Origin of the sequence: Aureimonas ureilytica (genome assembly GCF_001475935.1) — a bacterium.
GTDB lineage: Bacteria > Pseudomonadota > Alphaproteobacteria > Rhizobiales > Rhizobiaceae > Aureimonas > Aureimonas ureilytica_A.
On the sequence record NZ_LDQA01000001.1, the window covers coordinates 71337 to 90754 of the forward strand.

Annotated in this window: 20 protein-coding genes; 9 read left to right on the plus strand and 11 right to left on the minus strand. The window is 63.0% G+C overall.

What is annotated here, in order from left to right:
* Nucleotides 1–41 precede the first annotated feature (41 nt).
* Both NS365_RS00320 and NS365_RS00325 read right to left on the minus strand, forming a co-directional pair.
* Entirely contained in the window at nt 42–686 is a 645-nt protein-coding gene (locus NS365_RS00320) for a hypothetical protein (protein ID WP_058598282.1), read from the minus strand.
* Nucleotides 686–997: a DUF3572 domain-containing protein gene (locus NS365_RS00325; RefSeq protein ID WP_058598283.1), complete on the minus strand. Its 312-nt coding sequence runs from the start codon at nt 995–997 to the stop codon at nt 686–688. The genes NS365_RS00320 and NS365_RS00325 overlap by 1 nt, the downstream gene beginning before the upstream one ends.
* Nucleotides 998–1115: 118 nt before the next feature.
* On the opposite strand from NS365_RS00325, the gene NS365_RS00330 reads away from it, so the two are divergent.
* Together NS365_RS00330 and NS365_RS00335 are read left to right on the plus strand one after the other, a co-directional pair.
* A complete protein-coding gene (locus NS365_RS00330) occupies nt 1116–1487 on the plus strand; it encodes a response regulator (RefSeq protein WP_058598284.1) in 372 nt (123 codons plus the stop codon).
* 3 nt (nt 1488–1490) lie between these two features.
* On the plus strand, nt 1491–2861 hold the full coding sequence (locus NS365_RS00335; protein WP_058598285.1) for a PleD family two-component system response regulator: 1371 nt from the start codon (nt 1491–1493) through the stop codon (nt 2859–2861).
* A gap of 376 nt (nt 2862–3237) precedes the next feature.
* Here the strand turns inward: NS365_RS00335 and rpmG are convergent, their stop codons facing one another.
* The 8 genes from rpmG to NS365_RS00375 form a co-directional block, all read right to left on the minus strand.
* A complete protein-coding gene (gene rpmG / locus NS365_RS00340; RefSeq protein WP_019995293.1) occupies nt 3238–3405 on the minus strand; it encodes a 50S ribosomal protein L33 in 168 nt (55 codons plus the stop codon).
* A gap of 211 nt (nt 3406–3616) precedes the next feature.
* Nucleotides 3617–4060 (minus strand): DUF983 domain-containing protein, encoded by a 444-nt coding sequence (locus tag NS365_RS00345; RefSeq protein ID WP_058598286.1) that lies wholly within the window; start codon nt 4058–4060, stop codon nt 3617–3619.
* Complete coding sequence (gene rnr, locus NS365_RS00350) at nt 4057–6336, minus strand: ribonuclease R (RefSeq protein ID WP_058598287.1); 2280 nt, start codon at nt 6334–6336, stop codon at nt 4057–4059. Before rnr ends, NS365_RS00345 begins: the two co-directional genes overlap by 4 nt.
* Nucleotides 6337–6344: 8 nt before the next feature.
* Entirely contained in the window at nt 6345–9077 is a 2733-nt protein-coding gene (gene topA, locus NS365_RS00355; RefSeq protein ID WP_058598288.1) for a type I DNA topoisomerase, read from the minus strand.
* A gap of 127 nt (nt 9078–9204) precedes the next feature.
* Nucleotides 9205–10326 carry a DNA-processing protein DprA gene (gene dprA / locus NS365_RS00360; RefSeq protein WP_058598289.1) on the minus strand — a complete coding sequence of 374 codons (1122 nt, stop codon included), beginning with the start codon at nt 10324–10326 and terminating at the stop codon, nt 9205–9207.
* On the minus strand, nt 10326–10931 hold the full coding sequence (gene plsY / locus NS365_RS00365) for a glycerol-3-phosphate 1-O-acyltransferase PlsY (protein ID WP_058598290.1): 606 nt from the start codon (nt 10929–10931) through the stop codon (nt 10326–10328). The genes dprA and plsY overlap by 1 nt, the downstream gene beginning before the upstream one ends.
* An 8-nt stretch (nt 10932–10939) precedes the next feature.
* Complete coding sequence (locus tag NS365_RS00370; protein ID WP_058598291.1) at nt 10940–12256, minus strand: dihydroorotase; 1317 nt, start codon at nt 12254–12256, stop codon at nt 10940–10942.
* Nucleotides 12253–13206, minus strand: a complete 954-nt coding sequence (locus tag NS365_RS00375) for an aspartate carbamoyltransferase catalytic subunit (RefSeq protein ID WP_058598292.1) — start codon at nt 13204–13206, stop codon at nt 12253–12255. Before NS365_RS00375 ends, NS365_RS00370 begins: the two co-directional genes overlap by 4 nt.
* Before the next feature lie 154 nt (nt 13207–13360).
* On the opposite strand from NS365_RS00375, the gene NS365_RS00380 reads away from it, so the two are divergent.
* Together NS365_RS00380 and NS365_RS00385 are read left to right on the plus strand one after the other, a co-directional pair.
* Nucleotides 13361–13879 (plus strand): hypothetical protein, encoded by a 519-nt coding sequence (locus NS365_RS00380; protein WP_058598293.1) that lies wholly within the window; start codon nt 13361–13363, stop codon nt 13877–13879.
* The gene (locus NS365_RS00385; protein ID WP_058598294.1) at nt 13879–14211 is read left to right on the plus strand and encodes a DUF6105 family protein; all 333 of its coding nucleotides are present in this window, start codon (nt 13879–13881) and stop codon (nt 14209–14211) included. Before NS365_RS00380 ends, NS365_RS00385 begins: the two co-directional genes overlap by 1 nt.
* On the opposite strand, the gene ruvX is transcribed toward NS365_RS00385, so the two are convergent.
* Nucleotides 14148–14642, minus strand: a complete 495-nt coding sequence (gene ruvX, locus NS365_RS00390; RefSeq protein WP_058598295.1) for a Holliday junction resolvase RuvX — start codon at nt 14640–14642, stop codon at nt 14148–14150. The genes NS365_RS00385 and ruvX overlap by 64 nt on opposite strands.
* A gap of 97 nt (nt 14643–14739) precedes the next feature.
* Here ruvX and NS365_RS00395 point away from each other — a divergent pair, with 97 nt between their 5' ends.
* From NS365_RS00395 to gatB, 5 genes are all read left to right on the plus strand, one after another.
* A complete protein-coding gene (locus NS365_RS00395; protein ID WP_058598296.1) occupies nt 14740–15441 on the plus strand; it encodes a metal-dependent hydrolase in 702 nt (233 codons plus the stop codon).
* Between the two features lie 98 nt (nt 15442–15539).
* Nucleotides 15540–15827 carry an Asp-tRNA(Asn)/Glu-tRNA(Gln) amidotransferase subunit GatC gene (gene gatC, locus NS365_RS00400; RefSeq protein WP_058598297.1) on the plus strand — a complete coding sequence of 96 codons (288 nt, stop codon included), beginning with the start codon at nt 15540–15542 and terminating at the stop codon, nt 15825–15827.
* Between the two features lie 2 nt (nt 15828–15829).
* Nucleotides 15830–16309, plus strand: coding sequence for a GNAT family N-acetyltransferase (locus tag NS365_RS00405; RefSeq protein ID WP_058598298.1), 480 nt, complete (start codon nt 15830–15832; stop codon nt 16307–16309).
* A 27-nt stretch (nt 16310–16336) separates the two neighbouring features.
* Complete coding sequence (gatA, locus tag NS365_RS00410; RefSeq protein WP_058598299.1) at nt 16337–17818, plus strand: Asp-tRNA(Asn)/Glu-tRNA(Gln) amidotransferase subunit GatA; 1482 nt, start codon at nt 16337–16339, stop codon at nt 17816–17818.
* A gap of 55 nt (nt 17819–17873) precedes the next feature.
* Nucleotides 17874–19373 (plus strand): Asp-tRNA(Asn)/Glu-tRNA(Gln) amidotransferase subunit GatB, encoded by a 1500-nt coding sequence (gene gatB, locus NS365_RS00415; protein ID WP_058598300.1) that lies wholly within the window; start codon nt 17874–17876, stop codon nt 19371–19373.
* The last annotated feature ends 45 nt before the right edge of the window (nt 19374–19418 follow it).

Consider the following 19418-nt stretch of genomic DNA (forward strand, 5'->3'; position numbering starts at 1 on the left):
TGAGCCGTTACCAACGTGGCACCGGATCGGCCGGATAGAATTCAGCCTGCCAGAAGGCGCTGGATCAGCCCTGCGGCCTCTGACCAGTTGTCGGCCCTCGCGGTTCCCTTCGGCATTGATGGAAGGTGAGCGCGGAACTCACGGTTCGCCATGAGATGGACGAGATGAATATCCGGCGCGCTGCGCCGGGCTCCCTCCAGATTGGGCGGGAGATCATCCACAAACACGATCGGCCCCTTCCAGCGCTGGCGCATTTCGGCGAGAAGGCCACCTTTGGATCGCTCGGTGGCTATCATCGGATCGGTCAGCCCATGCTGGTCGAGGAGGGTACGGCGCTGCGCGTAATAGTGCGGCGTCATCGCCGTCAGGAACACGATGTCGGCGCTTTCGCGAAGCTCACTTAGCGCTTCGGCGACACCCGCCACCGGCCGCTGCCGCTCGACCTGCTCTGTGTAGAGAAGGTCGGTGATGCGATCGAGCTCATGACCGGAGACGGCCGCGCCCGTCGAAAGCGATCGAACATTGCCGGTCAGCCGAAAGCTTTCGAAATGCAGTTGCGCGCCATGCTCGGCCAAGAGTTCGCAGAAGGGCGCGATGAAATGCAGCACGACCTCATCGACATCCAGGACGAGCAAGGCGTCATGGCGCTTGGGCAGCGCATCGATCGAAGGGCCGATCGTCGTCATCAGGAGTAGGACTCCGCGTAGGGAAGCGCCAGGACACGGCGCGCGGCCGAGATCCGCACGGCTGGGATGTCGAGATGGGCGGCGAGGTCCGTAACGAGTTTTTCGTCTGAAAGAACGAAATCCAGAACGCCCGCAAGAAACGCCGGCTCGCCCGCCGCTTGCCGAAGATTCTCGAGTTCGAGCCCGGTGAGGCGCAGAAACCGATTGAACAGAAGTCGATCGGTTGAGATGAAGGTCAGGGCTTCGATCGCGAGACCGGCCGCCGTCTGTTCCAGATCGTCGCTTCCGCTGCGGTAGGTCTTGTTAATCATAACTGATTCCTTTCGCGGTCGAAGGACCGAATTGCCGAATTGTTAAATCAAATTACCCTAGCTTTGCCTATTGAAGGTCGGGAAACCGGACGAGTCACGTTCGGAAGAGGGTATTCGTATGACCAAGACCGTCATGATCGTCGAAGACAACGAGCTGAATATGAAGCTCTTTCGCGATCTGATCGAGGCTCACGGTTACCGCACGGTCCAAACCCGTTCGGGTTTGACGGCTGTCGATCTGGCGCGCGAGCATCGTCCCGACCTGATTCTGATGGATATCCAACTGCCTGAGGTCTCCGGGCTGGATGTCACGCGAGATTTGAAGGCCGATCCTGAACTGCGCTCGATTCCCGTTATTGCCGTCACGGCCTTCGCGATGAAGGGCGATGAAGAGCGCATTCGGAAGGGCGGTTGCGAAGCTTATATCTCCAAGCCCATCTCGGTTCTGAAATTCATCGAGACCATCAAGTCCTTCCTTGGCGATGCTTGACGCATGTCCGCCCGGATTCTGATCGTCGATGATATGCCCGTCAATTTGCGCCTGATGCAGGCGCAGTTGGCGGAAGAATATTACGACGTTCTCCTCGCGACGTCCGGGCAGGAGGCGCTGGATATATGCGGCCGCGAGATGATCGATCTCGTTCTGCTCGACGTGATGATGCCGGGCATGGATGGTTTCGAAGTTTGTCGGCGGCTCAAAAGCGATCCGCGCACCATGCATCTGCCTGTCGTGCTCGTGACGGCGCTGGACCAGCAGCAGGACCGTGTCCGAGGGCTGGAAGCTGGCGCCGACGATTTTCTGACCAAGCCGGTGCGCGGCCTGCCGCTTTTCTCCCGAATCAGAAGTCTCACCCGTCTCAAGATGTTGACGGACGAGCTGCGGATGCGTGCCGAGACGAGCACGAAGCTGACGGCGGCGCTCCAGCCCCCTCCCCCTCTCGATTCGGGGCTCAAGGGTCGGGTCTACGCCATTCTGGATGCGTCGGATCAGTCGCAGCGGCTGGCCCGCCTGATCGGCACCGAGCATAATTTGATCGCGATGAGCGAGCCGGACGCGGCGGTACAGACCACAGAGACGGTGGATCTTTTTATCATCGACCTGCGCTCGACCGGGTTCGACCCTCTGCGCCTGTGTTCGCGGCTGCGCTCTCAGGAAGCGACGCGGCAAATCCCCATTCTGTTGTTGGCCGCTCCGGAAGATGAGGCGCGGGTGGGGCGTGGTTTGGAACTTGGCGCCAATGACTACTGCCAGACGCCGCTCGACAAGAACGAGCTTCTGGCCCGTATTCGCACGCAGGTGCGTCGCCGGCGCTATGATGAAGGTCTGCGCCGCAGCTTTCAATCAACGCTCGAACTCGCGATCACCGACCCTTTGACGGGCTTGCACAACAGGCGCTTCTTCGACACCCATCTCAGGCCATTGATCGATCAATCCCGCCAGAGCGGACGGCCGCTCTGCGTCATGATGCTCGACATCGACCACTTCAAACACATCAATGACGCGTTCGGCCACGATGCCGGTGACGAGGTGCTGCGGCAGTTCGCCCATCACATCCTCGCCAATTCTCGGGGAAGCGACTTGGCCGCGCGGATGGGGGGCGAGGAGTTTGCGCTCCTCATGCCCGATCTTAGCGAGGATGAGGCGTTGCAGGCTGCCGACCGTCTGCGTGAGGTCATTGCGGCGAGCCCCTTTGGTGCGGGAGACAAGGAGCTCCCCGTGACGGCAAGTTTTGGGCTGGCCATGTGGGCGGGGGAAGAGCCGCGCGAGTTTCTCAAGCGGGCTGATCTGGCCCTTTACCAAGCCAAGCGGGAAGGCCGCAATCGCGTGGTCCGGTCCACGCTTACAAGTATGGTCCAGCTTTAACCATTCCTGAATAGATCAAGATCAATTTTCAGCTTCTGGATTGATTCCCTGCCGATTCTCGGCAAGTCTACGAAGCAGGGCGATATCAATAGACAGGCGAAAGCCTGATCTCTGGTTCCCCCATGGAATGCTCAGGTCCGCCGCATCTCCTGGGTCCCGTGGGGCGGTCGGTCGGCAGCTGGTCATATGCGGTATCCTCGTGCCGCGATCGGCAGTCGGCCGACCACTTTCGAGCCGCGCGCGCGTCCCATCCCCAACCCCTAATTGGAACGACTGCGACGCAAGCGTATCATGCGGTGTGTCGTCGTGCTGCAAGGCACAAACGAAAACGCCGCCCCGAAAGGGAGCGGCGCATCGTCAGTCTATGAGACAGATCTTACTTGATCTTGGTCTCGCGGAACTCGACATGCTTGCGAGCAACCGGATCGTACTTCGTCTTGACCATCTTGTCGGTCATCGTACGGCTGTTCTTCGTCGTGACGTAGAAGAAGCCCGTGTCAGCCGTGCTGAGCAGCTTGATCTTGATCGTTGTAGCCTTGGCCATTGTGCGTCCATCCTGGCGTATCGTGGCCCTGCGTCTGACGGCGGGCCGGGCAGGCGTCGCACGGGGCATGCAGGACATGAGAGATTGTGTCTGGTCCATACCGCCGAAGCGGACAGAACCGAACGGAAGCGTGAAACCACGTTTCCTTATCGTCGCGGACACTACGCATGGGAGCGGCGAAGTCAAGATGCAGGCCTCGTGGGCCGAGCTTTCAGGCGTCGCTTTCCTCCGATCGGCCTCCGAAACCATGCATTCGCATGGCCCATTGCAGACCGATCGTCGCGCCTTTTAACGGGCGCAGGAGCACCAGCGACAAGGCGATCGTTACGGGAATCCAGATCGCCAGATGCGCCCAGAGCGGCAGGTCGCTCACCTGTTCCACGCCCATGAAAAGGGCGACCACGAGATGGCCGACGATGAAGATCGTGAGATACGGCGGCAGATCGTCGGCACGGTGATGATGGAACACCTCGCCGCAGGCCTCACACTTGTCCACGCTTTTCAGGAAGCCGTGGAAGAGCGGCCCGCGTCCGCAGCGAGGGCAGCGCATCAGGAAGCCACGCGCCATGGCTTGGAGCGTATCCCGCGGCTCGCCCAGATCTGCGACAGCCTCAGCGAGATGAGGATCGTCCGCTGGATGATCCGAAACGTTCATCGCTTCTTCCTCCCGCCCTTGCCGGCGATCTTGGGCTGGCGGCCGGGCCTGTGCAAGCGATGAGAACGTCGGGCTGCTTTGTGGAAGGAGCCGGTCGTCGCTGGCAAGTCGCGGGCTTCGGACAGCATTTCGAAGCGCATGGAGCCTGCCAGGGGAATCGCCTCGACCAGTTTGACCTCGACCGTATCGCCCAGCCGGAAGCCGCGCTTGGTGCGTTCCCCGATCAGGGCATGTCCCACTTCGTCATAGTGGTAATAGTCGGTGCCGAGCGTCGAGATTGGAATGAAGCCGTCCGCGCCGAAGGTCGGCAACTGGACGAAAAGCCCCGACTTCGTGACACCCTGAATCTTGCCCGTGAACTGGTCGCCCAGCCGCTCGGCCAGATGATGCGCGATCAGACGGTCGATCGTGTCGCGCTCGGCGGCCATGGCCCGGCGCTCGGCCTGGCTGATGGCTTCGGCCGTTTCCTCCAGATGCTCTTCGTCCTCCTTGGACAGGCCGCCGTCTCCGAGGCCCAAGGCTTTCACCAGAGCGCGGTGCACGATCAGATCGGCGTAGCGTCGGATCGGCGAAGTGAAATGCGCGTAGCGCGCGAGGTTCAGCCCGAAATGCCCGAGATTGTCTTGCGCGTAGACGGCTTGGCTTTGTGAACGGAGGATCACCTCGTTCACAAGGCTCTCGTGCTCGGTCTCTTTCACGGCATGGAGAATGCCGTTGAAATGCGAGGGCCGCAGCGCGCCGGCCTTGGCCAAAGGCAGGTCCAGCGTCCGAAGGAAGTCCCGAAGCGTTTCCAGACGGGCGAGGGAGGGCGAGTCGTGCACGCGGTAGATCAACGCCTGTTTGCGTTGCTCCAGCACTTCGGCAGCCGCGACATTGGCCTGGATCATGAACTCTTCGATGAGCTTATGCGCATCGAGCCGCTCCGGTAGAATGACCCGATCAACCCGCCCGGCCGCGTTCAAAAGGATTTTGCGCTCCGGCAGGTCGAGGTCGAGCGGGCCACGCTGGTTTCGAGCCCGCTTCAAAGCCGCGTAGGCTGACCAGAGTGGGCGAAGAACAGTCTCGACAATGGTGGGGTCGACGAGATCCGGCGCTCCATCGATCGCCCCTTGAGCATCCTGATAGGCGATCTTGGCATGGCTTCGCATCATGATGCGGTGGAAGCGATGATCGCGCTTATGCCCGTCGCGATCGAAGATCATGCGGACGGCGAGGGCAGGGCGATCCACGCCGTCGCGCAGCGAGCAGAGATCGTTGGAGATTCGCTCCGGCAGCATCGGAACCACTCGGTCTGGAAAGTAGACCGAGTTGCCGCGCAGCTTGGCTTCGGCGTCGAGCTTGGAGCCGGGTCGGATATACCAGGAGACATCGGCGATCGCGACGGTCACGACGAAGCCGCCGGGATTGGACGGGTCGGTATCATCAGCCGCATGAACGGCGTCGTCGTGATCCTTCGCGTCCCGCGGATCGATGGTGATGAGCGGCAGCGCGCGCCAATCCTCCCGATCCTGCATACTGGCCGGTCCGGCCGCTTCGGCTTCCGCCAGCACGGATTTGGGAAACACGTGCGGGATCGAATGCGCGTGAAGCGCGATGGTGGAGATCGCCTTCTCCGTATGGAGGGAGCCGATGACCTCGGCAACGGAGCCGAGCGGCAGGCCCGATTTGACACGCGACGAGGGCTCCACCTCGACCAGATCGCCGTCCTTGGCGCCGCGCGTTTCTCCAGCCCCGATCAGATACTCGCTCTGCCGCCGCTCCACGGGCTCGACGCGGCCACCGCCGCCCGGCGCCGCGCGGAAGACGCCGAGCGCACGAGCGGTCTTTCGCTCCAAGAGCCGAATGACATGAGCGAGCGGACCGTCCGGCGCCTCGAAGTCGAGCTGCGCGAGGACGCGATCCCCGACGCCCGCAATGGCGGCTTGGTCGCGCTTCTGACGAATGGCGAAGCGAGGGCGCGGGCCGAGATCGTTCTCGTCCCATCCGACGGGATCGGCCAAGAGACCGCCTTCATCGTCCCGGTCTCGGATTTCCAGAACCGTCATGGACGGGAGGGCACCTGGCTGGGTGAACTGCTTGCGCGTTCCCGCCAGAAGACCTTCCGACTGAAGATCGGCGATGATGTCCTTCAACGTCACCCGCGCCGCGCCCTTGACCCCGAAGGCCTTGGCAAGATCGCGTTTCGTCGCCCGCTGCGGATTGTCCGCGATGAAACGCAGAACGGCTTCCCGGCTCAGCGAGCGCTCGTCGGTGGTCGGGATCGCTCGCTTGGCCATGGAACTCCTTACGTCGCCTTCTTGGCTTTGATCAGTTCGGTCTTGGGCGCAGCGGCTCTCGGTGCCGCCGCCTCTTTATCTGCAGTCTTGGGTGCGGCCTTGCGCGTGGTGGCGCGCTTGGGCTTCTCCGCGGCCTCGCCATCGGCAGCAGCCTTCTTCGTGCTCGCCTTCTTCGGAGCGGCTTTTTTCGGCGTCTTGCCCGACTTCTCAGCGCGCTCGTTCAGAAGCTGAATCGCCTCCTCCAGCGTGACGGACGCAGGGTCCTTCGATTTCGGAAGGGTCGCGTTCACCTTGCCGACATTCACGTAAGGACCGAAGCGCCCCTCGCGCACCGTGATCGTGCCGCCGAAATCGGGATGCTCGCCCAGCGTCGCCAAGGCGGCCGGAGTCGAGCGGCTACGTCCGCCCTTTTCCTTCTTCTCGGCGATTACGGTCACGGCGCGGTTGAGGCCGATCGTCAGAACGTCCTCGACGGTTTCTAGATTGGCATAGGCGCCATCGTGCTGGAGGAAGGGGCCGTAACGGCCAAGGCCGGCCAGGATCGGTTTGCCGGATTCGGGGTGCAAACCGACCTCACGCGGGAGCGAGAGAAGCTGGCGGGCCTTTTCGAAATCGATATCGGCGACCTGCCAGCCCTTGGGCAGCGAAGAGCGCTTGGCCTCCTTGCCGTCGCCGCGCTGGACATAGGGGCCGAAGCGCCCCGAGCGAAGCGTGACAGGTTCGCCGGATTCGGGATCGACACCCAGATCCTTCGGCTCGTTCAGTCCGCCATCGCCCTCTGCCGCCTCGGCCGAAAGATTGGAGCCGAGCTGACGCGTGAAGCCGCACTCAGGATAATTCGAGCACCCGACGAACGCACCGAACTTGCCGAGCTTGAGGCTCAACTTGCCGTTGCCGCATCGCGGACAGGCGCGCGGGTCGGTTCCGTCGCCGCGATCCGGGAAGACGAGCGGCGCGAGTTCCTCATTCAGCGCATCGAGAACATCGGTGACTCGGAGTTCCTTGGTCCCGTCTATCTGAGCCGAAAAGTCCTTCCAGAACTCGCGCAGGACCTCCTTCCAGGACAACTCGCCGGAGGAAATGCCGTCGAGCTTGCCTTCGAGGTCGGCCGTGAAATCGTACTCGACATACTTCTCGAAGAAATTGTGCAGGAAGGCGGTGACGAGCCGCCCCTTGGAATCGGGCAGAAGCTTGCGCTTGTCCTGCACGATATATTGACGGTCCTGCAGCGTCTGAAGCGTTGCGGCATAGGTCGACGGGCGACCGATCCCGAGTTCTTCCATCCGCTTGATAAGCGAGGCTTCGGAGAAGCGCGGCGGGGGTTCGGTGAAGTGCTGGCTCGGGTCGATCGAGAGCTTCTTCAGCGGGTCCTGCGCCGTGATTTCCGGCAGGCGAGCGGAATCATCGTCATCCGACTCTTGTTCGATCGTCGTCTTCGAGTCGTCGCGATGATCCTGATAGGCGCCGATGAAGCCTTCGAAGCGGATGACGGAGCCTGTGGCGCGCAGTTGCGCCTTCTGACCACCGTTCTCCGCCACGATCTCGGCCGTCGTGCGCTCGATCTCGGCGGACGCCATCTGGCTGGCGATGGCGCGCTTCCAGATCAGGTCATAGAGCCGTGCCTGATCACGATCGAGAAAGCGCTCCATGTCCTTGGGATGGCGCATAAAGCTGGTGGGGCGGATCGCTTCGTGTGCTTCCTGCGCGTTCTTGGCCTTGGTCGAATAAGCACGCGGCTTCTCCGGCACGTAGCGCGCGCCGAAGGTCTCCGCAATCGCAGAGCGGGCAGCATCGATGGCTTCAGGCGCCATCTGCACGCCGTCGGTTCGCATATAAGTGATGAGACCGACCGTCTCGCCGCCGATGTCCATGCCCTCGTACAGGCGCTGCGCAATCTGCATCGTGCGGGACGCGCCGAAGCCGAGCTTGGCCGAAGCCGCCTGCTGGAGGCTCGACGTGGTGAAGGGAGGCGAAGGGTTGCGCTTGGTCGGCTTGGCCTCGACGCTCACAGCCCGGAACGAGGCTCCGTTCAGCATGTCGCGAATGGCGAAAGCGCGCGCTTCGTTGTTGATCGAAAGGCGCTGGAGGCGCTCGCCCTCGAAGCCGGTCAGGCGGGCCTCGAAATCATCACCGCGCGGCGTCGCGAGCTTGGCAGCGATCTGCCAATATTCCTCGGAGTTGAAGCGCTCGATTTCACTTTCACGGTCGCAGACAAGACGTAGCGCGACGGACTGGACGCGGCCCGCCGAGCGCGCGCCCGGCAGCTTGCGCCAGAGAACGGGCGACAAGTTAAAGCCGACGAGATAGTCGAGCGCCCGGCGCGCCAGATAGGCGTCCACCAGTGGCGCGTCGATCTCGCGCGGATTGGCCATCGCGTCGAGCACCGCCTTCTTGGTGATGGCGTTGAAGACGACGCGGCTGACGGGCTTGTCCTTCAGAACCTTCTTCTGGCGCAGAACTTCGAGCACATGCCAGGAAATCGCTTCTCCTTCGCGATCCGGGTCGGTCGCGAGAATCAAGGCGTCGGCGTTTTTCACGGCCTGGGCGATCTCGGTAAGGCGCTTCTGCGAAGGCTTGTCGACCTCCCAGTCCATGGAGAAGTCTTCGTCCGGGCGCACGGAGCCGTCTTTCGCCGGGAGATCCCGAACGTGCCCGAAGGAGGCCAGCACCGTGTAGTTGCTGCCCAGATATTTATTGATCGTCTTCGCTTTTGCAGGCGATTCGACGATGACCACTTCCATGTGCACGTCCCGGAAAGGGCGGCCGGCCGGTGCCGACGCGCCGTAATATCGCTTTGTTCACATGGACAGCCGAGCCGCGTGGGTCAACCCATCGGCTGCAACAGGCGAGCTTCGTGTCAGGCCGGTGTCAAGGAAGAAGCGAGATTCGCCCGCCCGAATGACGCTCCAGGCGCCCGGCGAGTTCGAGTTCCAGAAGCGTCATATGGACCGTCGACGGCGATACGGAGCTGTGGAGGATCAGATCGTCGAGAGACACGGGAGCGACCCCGAGCGAGCGGAGAATACGTGCTCGCTCGTCTGCATTCGCCTCATCCGGGTCGCTCAGCTCGTCGGGATGGAGCGCCTCTCGAATAGATGAAGAGCAGCGCGCCATCGGCTCGAGCGCCTGAAGCAGGTCCGCCGTTTCCGTGGCGAGTTGCGCGCCGTCCTTCAAAAGCGCGTTGGTGCCGGCCGAACGCGGTTCGAGTGGTGAGCCGGGGACGGCGAAGACAAGGCGGCCCAGCTCGCCGCCGAGACGCGCGCTGATCAGCGAGCCCGACCGCAGAGACGCTTCCACCACCAGAACAGCCAGGGAGAGGCCTACGACGATGCGATTGCGCCGGGGAAAGTCTACGGCGCGTGGCTCCCAGCCGAACGGCATTTCCGTCGCAAGACAACCGCCCTCATCCACGATCCGGCGCATCAGAGGCTTGTTCTGCGGCGGATAGGGGCGGTCGAGTCCGCCCGCGAAAATGCCGACCGTGCCGCGGGCCAGAGCCGCCTCATGGGCGACCGTATCGATGCCGCGCGCAAGGCCGGAGGTCACGACGTAGCCGGCCTCGCCAAGTTCCGAGGCGAACATGCGCGTGAGCCGCGCCCCGGCGGCGGAGGCGTTGCGCGACCCAACGATTGCGACGCCAGGTTGGGTGAGGCGAGCGGCATCGCCCATCACGGAGATAAGTGGCGGCGAGCCTTCGGCGGCGCGCAGGGCCGGCGAGAAATCTGGCTCGTCGTGGCAGATCAGTCGCGCGCCGAAGCGGGCCAAACGCGCAAGTTCCGCTTCGGCGGTACCCGGGTCGCAAAGCTGGATGCGGCGCTTTCCCCCCTTCGCCGCGAGGGCGGGGATCTCCGGGAGGGCGGCTTGCGCCGTGCCGAAGCGGCGCAGGAGCCCATGATAGGTTACGGGCCCAATGTTTTCGCTGCGGATCAGCCGCAGACGGGCGAGGCGCTCGCTGTCGGAAATGCCCTCACGCCCGCCTGTGGGATTCATCAGCCTTTCGACCCGATCCGGCTTTCCGTGCCCGCGAGGAGCCGTCGGATATTCGGGATATGCTTGAGATAGACCAACACGGTGAGGACGGTCGTCAAGGCTGCGGCCATGCTGTTGCCGATGATGAGATAGACCATGGGTACCAGGAGCGTTGCGGTCAGCGCGGCGAGAGAGGAGTAGCGGAAGATCTTGGCCATGCCGAGCCAGGCGGCGGCAAAGACCAGAACGCCGATCGGCGCGAAGCCCAAGAGAACGCCGATATAGGTCGCTACACCCTTGCCGCCCTTGAAGCCGAGCCAGATCGGAAAGAGATGCCCCAGAAAGGCGCCGAAGCCTGCAGCGGCTGCGGCAGGCGCGCCCCATTTCCAGGCCACCCAGATCGGCACCGTGGCCTTCAGAAGGTCGCCGAGCAGCGTCATCGCCGCGACCTTCTTGTTGCCCGTGCGCAGGACATTGGTCGCGCCGATATTGCCCGAGCCGATGGAGCGCAGGTCCCCCAATCCGAAGAGCTTGGTGAGGATTAGCCCGAAGGCGATCGTTCCGCAGAGATAGCCGAGGATCAGAAAGACGATGACCGCCGTTGGATCGCTATGGTCCCAGGTCATATCGATCCTCACACCGTTCCGGCGGTTGCATCGAACACGGTTCGACCCGCGACGACCGTTCGCATCACTTCGCCTTGGAAGCGCGCATTCTCGAAGGCCGAGTTTTTCGAGCGCGAACGGATTCGCGACTTGTCAAAAATAAAGGGCGCATCGAGATCCACCAAGGTGAAATCCGCCGGCCGGCCGGGGAGCAACGTTCCACGATCGAGCTTCAGGAGTGCGGCGGGCGCCGAGGTAAGGCACTCTACCACGCGCGAGAGCGACACGCGGCCCGAATGATACAGGCGCAGCGCGGCCGGCAACAGCGTCTCGAGACCGACCGAGCCCGCCTCCGCTTCCGAGAACGGGCGACGTTTCCCGTCGGCGTCCTGCGGATCGTGGGAGGAAACGATAATGTCCAGGGCACCGTCCGCGATCCCTTCGATCATCGCCTGACGGTCGTCTTCGGAGCGCAGCGGCGGGGACAGGCGGAAGAAGGTTCGGTATTCGCCGATGTCGTTTTCGTTGAGCGACAGCGAATTGATCGAGACGCCCGCCGTCACGAGCGGGTTCTCGGCTTTGGCGCGGCGCAGAACGTCAAGGGACAAAGCGGTCGAGAGTTTGGCCGCGTGGTATCGGCAGCGCGTCAGGGCCGCCAGTCTCAAATCGCGCTCAAGCGGAATGATCTCCGCCTCGCGCGGAATACCGGGAAGGCCGAGCCAGGAGGCGAGGAGGCCTTCGTTCATGACACCGGAGCCGGTCAGGTCGGCATCCTGCGTCTCGTGCATGAAGAGAGCGTCGAAATCCCGGATATAGGTCATGATCCGGCGGATCAGCGCGGGATCGTGCAGGGTCTTGCGCCCTTCGGTGAAGGCGGGAACACCGGCCTGCGTCAGGACGCCGATCTCCGTCATCTCCTTGCCGAGCAGGCCCTTTGTGAGGGCGGCGGACGGAAAGACGTTGACGATGGCCGTTTCGCGCGCCGTGCGGCTGACGAATTGCGCCAGCGCCACGTCGTCGATCACCGGATCGGTGTCGGGCATGGTGAGAATGGACGTGACGCCCCCGGCGGCAGCCGCGCGCGAGACCGAGCGGATGGTCTCGCGGTGCTCTCCGCCGGGCTCGCCCATGAAGACGCGCGCGTCCACGACGCCGGGAATCAGCAGCAGGCCCTTGGCGTCGATGATCTGGGCGCCTTCGGGGCGGCCTTGCTGGCGTGCAGAAGCGCCGGCGGCGCGGATGACGCCGTCTTCGGCAATCAGTGTGCCGATCTCGTCAATCCCTCGGGAGGGGTCGAATATCCTAGCGTTTTCGACAACCAGGGGAGGATGAGTGTCCGCTTTCATGCGCGCATCTCCGCATGGTCTCCGACCAGCCATTCCATGACGGCCATGCGCACGGCGACGCCCATCTCGACCTGTTCCTCGATGACGCTCTGCGGACCGTCGGCAATATCGGAGGCGATCTCGACGCCGCGATTCATCGGGCCGGGATGCATGACGAGCGCGTCCGGCTTGGCGTACGAGAGCTTCTGCGCATCGAGGCCGAAAAAGCGAAAATATTCGCGCACCGAAGGCACGAAGGAACCTTCCATCCGCTCGCGCTGAAGCCGCAGCATCATCACGACATCGGCCCCCTTCAATCCGTCTTCCATGTTTCGGAAGACCGTGACGCCCATCTGCTCGATCCCGGCCGGCAGCAGCGTCGAGGGCGCGACGACCCGGACATCCGCCCCGAGGGCATTCAGGAGAAGGATGTTGGAGCGGGCCACTCGGCTGTGCAGAACATCGCCGCAGATCGCGACGACGAGCCGCGCCACCCGGCCTTTGCGGCGTCGAATGGTGAGGGCGTCGAGAAGGGCCTGAGTCGGATGCTCGTGCGCGCCGTCGCCGGCATTCACCACCGAGCAGCCGACCTTCTGCGCGAGAAGCGCTACAGCGCCGGCCGCGTGATGCCGGACGACAAGAAGGTCCGGACGCATGGCGTTCAGCGTCATCGCCGTGTCGATGAGTGTTTCGCCCTTCTTCACCGACGAGTTGGCGACCGCCATGTTCATGACATCGGCGCCGAGCCGCTTTCCGGCCAGCTCGAAGGACGCCTGAGTGCGCGTCGAGGCTTCGAAGAAGAGGTTGATCTGGGTCCGCCCGCGAAGGGCGGACTTTTTCTTGTCCCGGCCAAGGCTCACCGCGATCTCGCTTTCTGCAAGATCCATGAGCTGGTGAATATCGGGGAGCGACAACCCGGCAATGCCGAGAAGATGTCGACGGGCGAGCGGAGTGGGCGAGGGCGCTGACATGTCGAGATCCGCCTATAGGAGAAAGCCCTCGCGGCCACAAGCGAAAGCGGCTCGCAGGCGTGGCCGTTAACCCTAACAATGTCTTTCGTTTGCGTCCAACGAACGAGTGCGGGACTAACTTCGTTAAGAAAGCGCTAACGATAGGAGCCGCAGGATGACCAAGGTCGCTTCCAGTTTCGCATTGAGTCTGTGGCTGGGGTTCTACGCCGTCACCGGCCTGTCGGAGCTCGCCCATCTGGCCGGCATCGACCATATCGGCTCCCAACCGCTGGAGCCCGCGGCCGGCGCGACCGTGGCACAGTCCGCTTTCGTCGCCCTCGTGGCGTTGAGCGCGGCGGGCGTCATGGCCGCCACCTTGGCCTTCCTGCGCTCCAGCAACGTGCGTATTGCAAGGCGGGGCGAGGCGTTCGCCTTCGGTTCGATCGGTCTGGCGTCGGCGACCGTTGTCGCCGCCTATCTTTTCGGCGCACCCTTCTCCCATGTGTTCGATCGGGTGGACCTGGCCTTCTGGGCCCTCTTCCTCAGTGCCGTGGCCCTGGTGTTCGACCATGCCGTCGCGATCCGGGACGATGCGGATGACGATATGGCGTTCCGCAAGGCTCTCGCAGCCTTGGAGCGGCCATCGGATCATCGCTCGGCCATCGGCGGATCGCACGAGAAGGATCGCGGCTGATGCGCTGGCTTCTCAGCCTCTGGTTCACGCCGATCGCAATCCTTGTCACCTGGCTGGTGCTGGCCTCGCGCGATCTGAGCTTCGGCCTCTTTTTCCTGACGCGGGATTTCTACGATCTCGTTTTCTCGATCTACGCGCAGACGCTTGGGATTCCGGCCGAAGAGCTTCCTCCGCTGGTGGTTCGCGCGCTGATCGTGGATAGTGCGATCGTACTCGGCCTTTATGCTCTGCGTCGTCGCAAGCGCATCCAAGCCCTCGTCATGCAGGCCTATTCGAAACTCTCGTCTTCGGCCCGCGCGGCCAGTGCGGAGAGCCTGTCGAGCGCGCCCTGAAGAATGAACGACGCGGCGGCCGAGTCGATTCGCTCTGCCCGCTTCGCCCGCGACACATCCATTTCCAACATGCCGCGCTCCGCGGCGACCGTGGACAGACGCTCGTCCCAGAATGCAATGGGGCGGGCGTCGAGTTGTGTGTAGTTTCGCACGAAGGCGCGGGTCGATTGCGCACGCGGACCCTCGCTCCCATCCATGTTGAGGGGCAGGCCGATGATGACGCCGCCGCACTCGGCTTCGTCCAAAAGCTTGCGAAGGGCTGCGGCGTCGATCCCGAATTTGACGCGGCGGATGACCGGGCGGGGCGAGGCGAATCGCCAGCTGAGGTCGGAGACCGAAAGGCCGATGGTCTTGGTACCGAGATCCAGCCCGGCCAAGGTCCGGCCTTCACCGACCAGCGTATTCAGCTCTTCGATGCCTACCAATGCCACCGGCTTCTCCTTGACCTGATACCGAGCGCGCTACCTAATCGCCCGCGAACACGATCCCCGGCCGAGCGGCATCGGCGAGGCGACGGAGACCCATAACATGAAGATGACCTATTTCGGCCATTCGGCCTTTCGGATCGAAACCGGCGAGTCGGTGATTCTGATTGACCCGTTTCTGACCGGCAATCCGCATTTCAAAGGTGACGTCACTCACGCGACCGAAGGCGTGACGCATATCCTGCTCTCGCATGGTCATTCCGATCACGTGGGCGACACGATCGAGATTGCCAAGCGGACGGGAGCCAAAGTCGTCGGAACTTTCGAGCTGGTCCAGTGGCTGAAATCGAAGGGCGTCGAGACGATCGAGCCGGCCAATACGGGCGGCACCGTGAAGTTCGGCGATTTTTCGGTGACGCTGACCCAGGCGTTCCATTCGTCGGCTTCGATCGAAGAGAATGGACGCATCACCTATCTTGGGATGCCGAACGGGTTGGTGCTGCACTTCGCCGATGGTCAAAGCGTCTATCATATGGGCGACACCGACATCTTCGGCGACATGGCCCTGATCGAGGAACTGCACCATCCTCGGATCGGGCTGGTGCCGATCGGTGATCGTCTGACGATGGGCGCTGCGGTCGCAGCGCTCGCCTGCCGACGCTATTTCAACTTCGAGACGATCATCCCGCTGCATTGGGGCACGATGCCGATCCTCGACCCCAGCCCGGATGCGTTCATCGAAGCGATGGAAGACGAGGCGAGTCAGGTTCGTCTGCCGGAGATCGGCGTTCCCTTCGACATCTGACGCCACTGTGATCTAACACCCCTGGGTCGGCCGACATTGCGTCGCGCCGGCCCTCCCGATATAGCGTTGGACGCAAGCTCTCCGCTTCAAGAGGTCCAATGTCTGTCGATACCGCCACCGTTCGCCGTGTCGCGCGCCTCGCGCGCATTGCCGTCAGCGACGAAGACGTCGCGACGATGGAAGGCGAGCTGAACGCCATTCTCGGCTTCGTTGAGCAGCTGCGCGAGGTGGATGTCACGGGCATCGCGCCGATGACCTCCGTCATTCCCATGCAGATGAAGAAGCGGCAGGACGCGGTGACCGACGGTCGCAAGTCCGATGACATCGTGGCCAACGCGCCCGCGACCGAAGATCATTATTTCCTCGTTCCCAAAGTGGTCGAGTAGCCGTGTCTTTTGTTGAAATCCGCGAAGAGTCGCCGCTTCAGGATGATGTGCGCGCGCTGATCGCGGAACTCAACGAGGTGCTGCTGGCGCTGACTCCGCCTGAATTCTGTTTTCACATGACGGCCGACGAAATGGCCGAGAGGGCCACCACCGTTTGGATCGCACGTCGCGACGGCGAGGCCATCGGCTGCGGAGCGCTGAAGCGCCACGATGCCCATCTGGCCGAAGTGAAGCGGATGTATGTGCGCCCTGCCGAACAGGGACATGGCATTGGCGGCGCTCTTCTGAATGAGATCGTCTCGCGTGCGGCCCAGGAGGGAATCGCTGTTTTGAAACTCGAAACCGGCGATCGACACCCCGCCGCCTGGAGAGTTTACGAGCGCGCGGGTTTCCAGCGTTGCGGTGCTTTCGCCGATTACCCGGAAAGCACTTATTCCGTTTTTTATGAGAAGCCGCTCACCGCGCGCCCTGCCGCAGCCTGAGTCGCAGAACCGACCGAACAAGAGCTCATGACCGATCTCACCGCCCTTACGATCGCCGAAGCCCGAGACGCGCTGAAGGCCAAGCAGTTTTCCGCCGTCGAACTGACGGACGCTTATCTTTCTGCCATCGACGCCGCGAACGCGACGCTGAATGCCTATGTCGCGACAACGCCCGATCAGGCACGCGCGATGGCTGCGGCTGCCGACGAGCGGTTGGCCAAGGGCGAGGCGCGATCCCTCGAAGGTATCCCGCTCGGCGTGAAGGATCTGTTCGCCACCGAGGGCGTGCACACGCAAGCCTGTTCCCATATTCTGGATGGGTTCAAACCGCGCTACGAATCCACCGTCACGTCCAATCTCTGGGCGGAGGGCGCGGTGATGCTTGGCAAGCTCAATATGGACGAGTTCGCCATGGGCTCGTCCAACGAGAGCAGCTATTACGGTCCCGTCATCAATCCCTGGCGCCGCAACGGCTCCGATCTCGCGCTCGTTCCAGGTGGATCGTCGGGTGGCTCGTCGGCAGCCGTAGCCGCGCGGCTTTGCGCTGGAGCAACTGCGACCGATACGGGCGGCTCCATCCGTCAGCCTGCCGCCTTCACTGCGACGGTCGGGATCAAGCCGACCTATGGCCGTTGCTCGCGCTGGGGCGTCGTCGCCTATGCGTCGTCGCTGGATCAGGCCGGGCCGGTGGCGCGCGACGTGCGGGATGCCGCAATCCTTTTGAAATCGATGGCGTCGGTCGATGCGAAGGACACGACATCGGTCGATCTTCCTGTGCCGGATTACGAGGCGGCGGTCGGTCGCTCGCTCAAGGGCCTGCGCATCGGTATTCCCAAGGAATACCGCGTCGACGGAATGCCCGCCGAGATTGAGGCGCTCTGGGCTCAAGGTATTGCCTGGGCCAAGGAGGCCGGCGCCGAGATCGTGGAAGTCTCGCTGCCGCACACGAAATATGCTCTGCCGGCCTATTACATTGTTGCCATGGCGGAAGCGTCCTCGAACCTCGCGCGATATGACGGAGTTCGATACGGCCTCCGCGTGCCCGGCCGCGACATTGCTGATATGTATGAGCAGACTCGCGCTGCGGGTTTCGGCCGCGAGGTCAAGCGCCGCATCATGATCGGCACCTACGTTCTCTCTGCCGGCTATTACGATGCCTATTATCTGCAAGCGCAGAAGGTTCGCACGCTGATCAAGCGGGATTTCGAACTGGCGTTCGAGGCGGGTGTCGATGCCTTGCTCACGCCGGCAACGCCGTCCGCAGCCTTCGCCATCAACGACCAGACGCTCGCGGCCGATCCGGTCGCCATGTACCTGAACGACGTCTTCACGGTAACCGTCAACCTGGCGGGCCTTCCGGCGATTTCCGTTCCCGCCGGCCTGTCGAGCGAGGGAACGCCGCTGGGACTCCAACTGATTGGACGCCCCTTTGGCGAAGAAACGCTGTTCACCGCCGCGTCCGCCATCGAAAAGGCTGCTGGCCGCTTTGAGCCGAAGCGCTGGTGGTAAGCTCTCGCCCCCTCTCGTTCGCCGCTGCCGCTGATATTCTGATCCGAGTTCGCCCATGACCCTCGTCGATACCCGCACGCCCGATCCGCGAAAGTTCATCTCCGGCCTCACCGGAGACTGGGAAATCGTCATCGGCATGGAAGTTCATGCGCAGGTCCTGTCCGAAGCCAAGCTGTTTTCGGGCGCGAGCACCCAGTTCGGCTCCGAGCCCAACGACAACGTGTCGCTGGTCGATGCGGCGATGCCGGGCATGCTCCCGGTCATCAACGAGGAGTGCGTTCGCCAGGCCGTGCGCACGGGTCTCGGTCTGAAGGCGGCGATCAACAATCGCTCGGTCTTCGATCGCAAGAACTATTTCTACCCCGACCTGCCGCAGGGCTATCAGATCTCGCAGTTCAAGGATCCGATCGTCGGCGAGGGCAATGTCATCGTCTCGGTCGGGCCGGACTCCAAGGGCCAGTTCGAGGATCTCGAAGTCGGCGTCGAGCGCCTGCATCTGGAACAGGATGCCGGCAAGTCATTGCATGACCAGCATCCGACCATGTCTTTCGTGGACCTGAACCGGTCCGGCGTCGCGCTGATGGAGATCGTCTCCAAGCCGGACATGCGCTCGGCCGATGAGGCGAAGGCCTATCTGACCAAGCTGCGCACGATCCTGCGCTATCTCGGCACGTGCGACGGTAACATGGACGAAGGCTCGATGCGCGCCGACGTCAACGTGTCGGTTCGCCGGCCGGGCGGCGAATTCGGAACGCGCTGCGAAATCAAGAATGTGAACTCGATCCGTTTCGTGGGGCAGGCCATCGAGTCCGAAGCGCGTCGTCAGATCGCGCTGATCGAGGATGGCGGCACGGTCGATCAGGAAACACGGCTCTTCGACCCCGTGAAGGGCGAAACGCGGGCCATGCGCTCCAAGGAAGACGCGCATGACTATCGCTATTTTCCCGACCCGGACCTCCTGCCACTCGAGTTCGATGCTTCCTTCGTCGAGGCACTGAGGGCGGAGCTGCCGGAGCTTCCCGATGACAAGCGCCAGCGCTTGATGGACGTGGCGGGCCTGTCGGCCTACGACGCGTCGATCCTCGTTTCCGAAAAGGCGATCGCCGACTTCTTCGAAAAGACGGCGGCAGGCCGCGACGCGAAGCAGGCGGCTAACTGGGTTATCAACGATCTTCTGGGCGCGCTGAACAAGTCCGGTAAGACGATCGAGGACACGCCCGTTTCCGCCGAGCAACTCGGCGCCATTCTCGATCTCATCCGCGAGGAGGTCATCTCGGGCAAGATCGCCAAGGATCTCTTCGAAATCGTTTGGAACGAGGGCGGCGACCCGCGCGAGCTGGTGGAAAGCCGCGGCATGAAGCAGGTCACGGACACCGGCGCCATCGAGAAGGCCGTGGACGACATCATCGCTGCCAACCCGGACAAGGTGGCGCAGGCGCAGGCCAAGCCGACCCTCGCCGGCTGGTTCGTCGGGCAGGTGATGCGCGCCATGGGCGGCAAAGCCAATCCGCAGGCCGTCAACGATCTGGTCAAGGCCAAGCTCGGCCTGGAGTAAGCCCGGTTTGCGATGGACAATCCATTCGCACGCGATCATAACCCT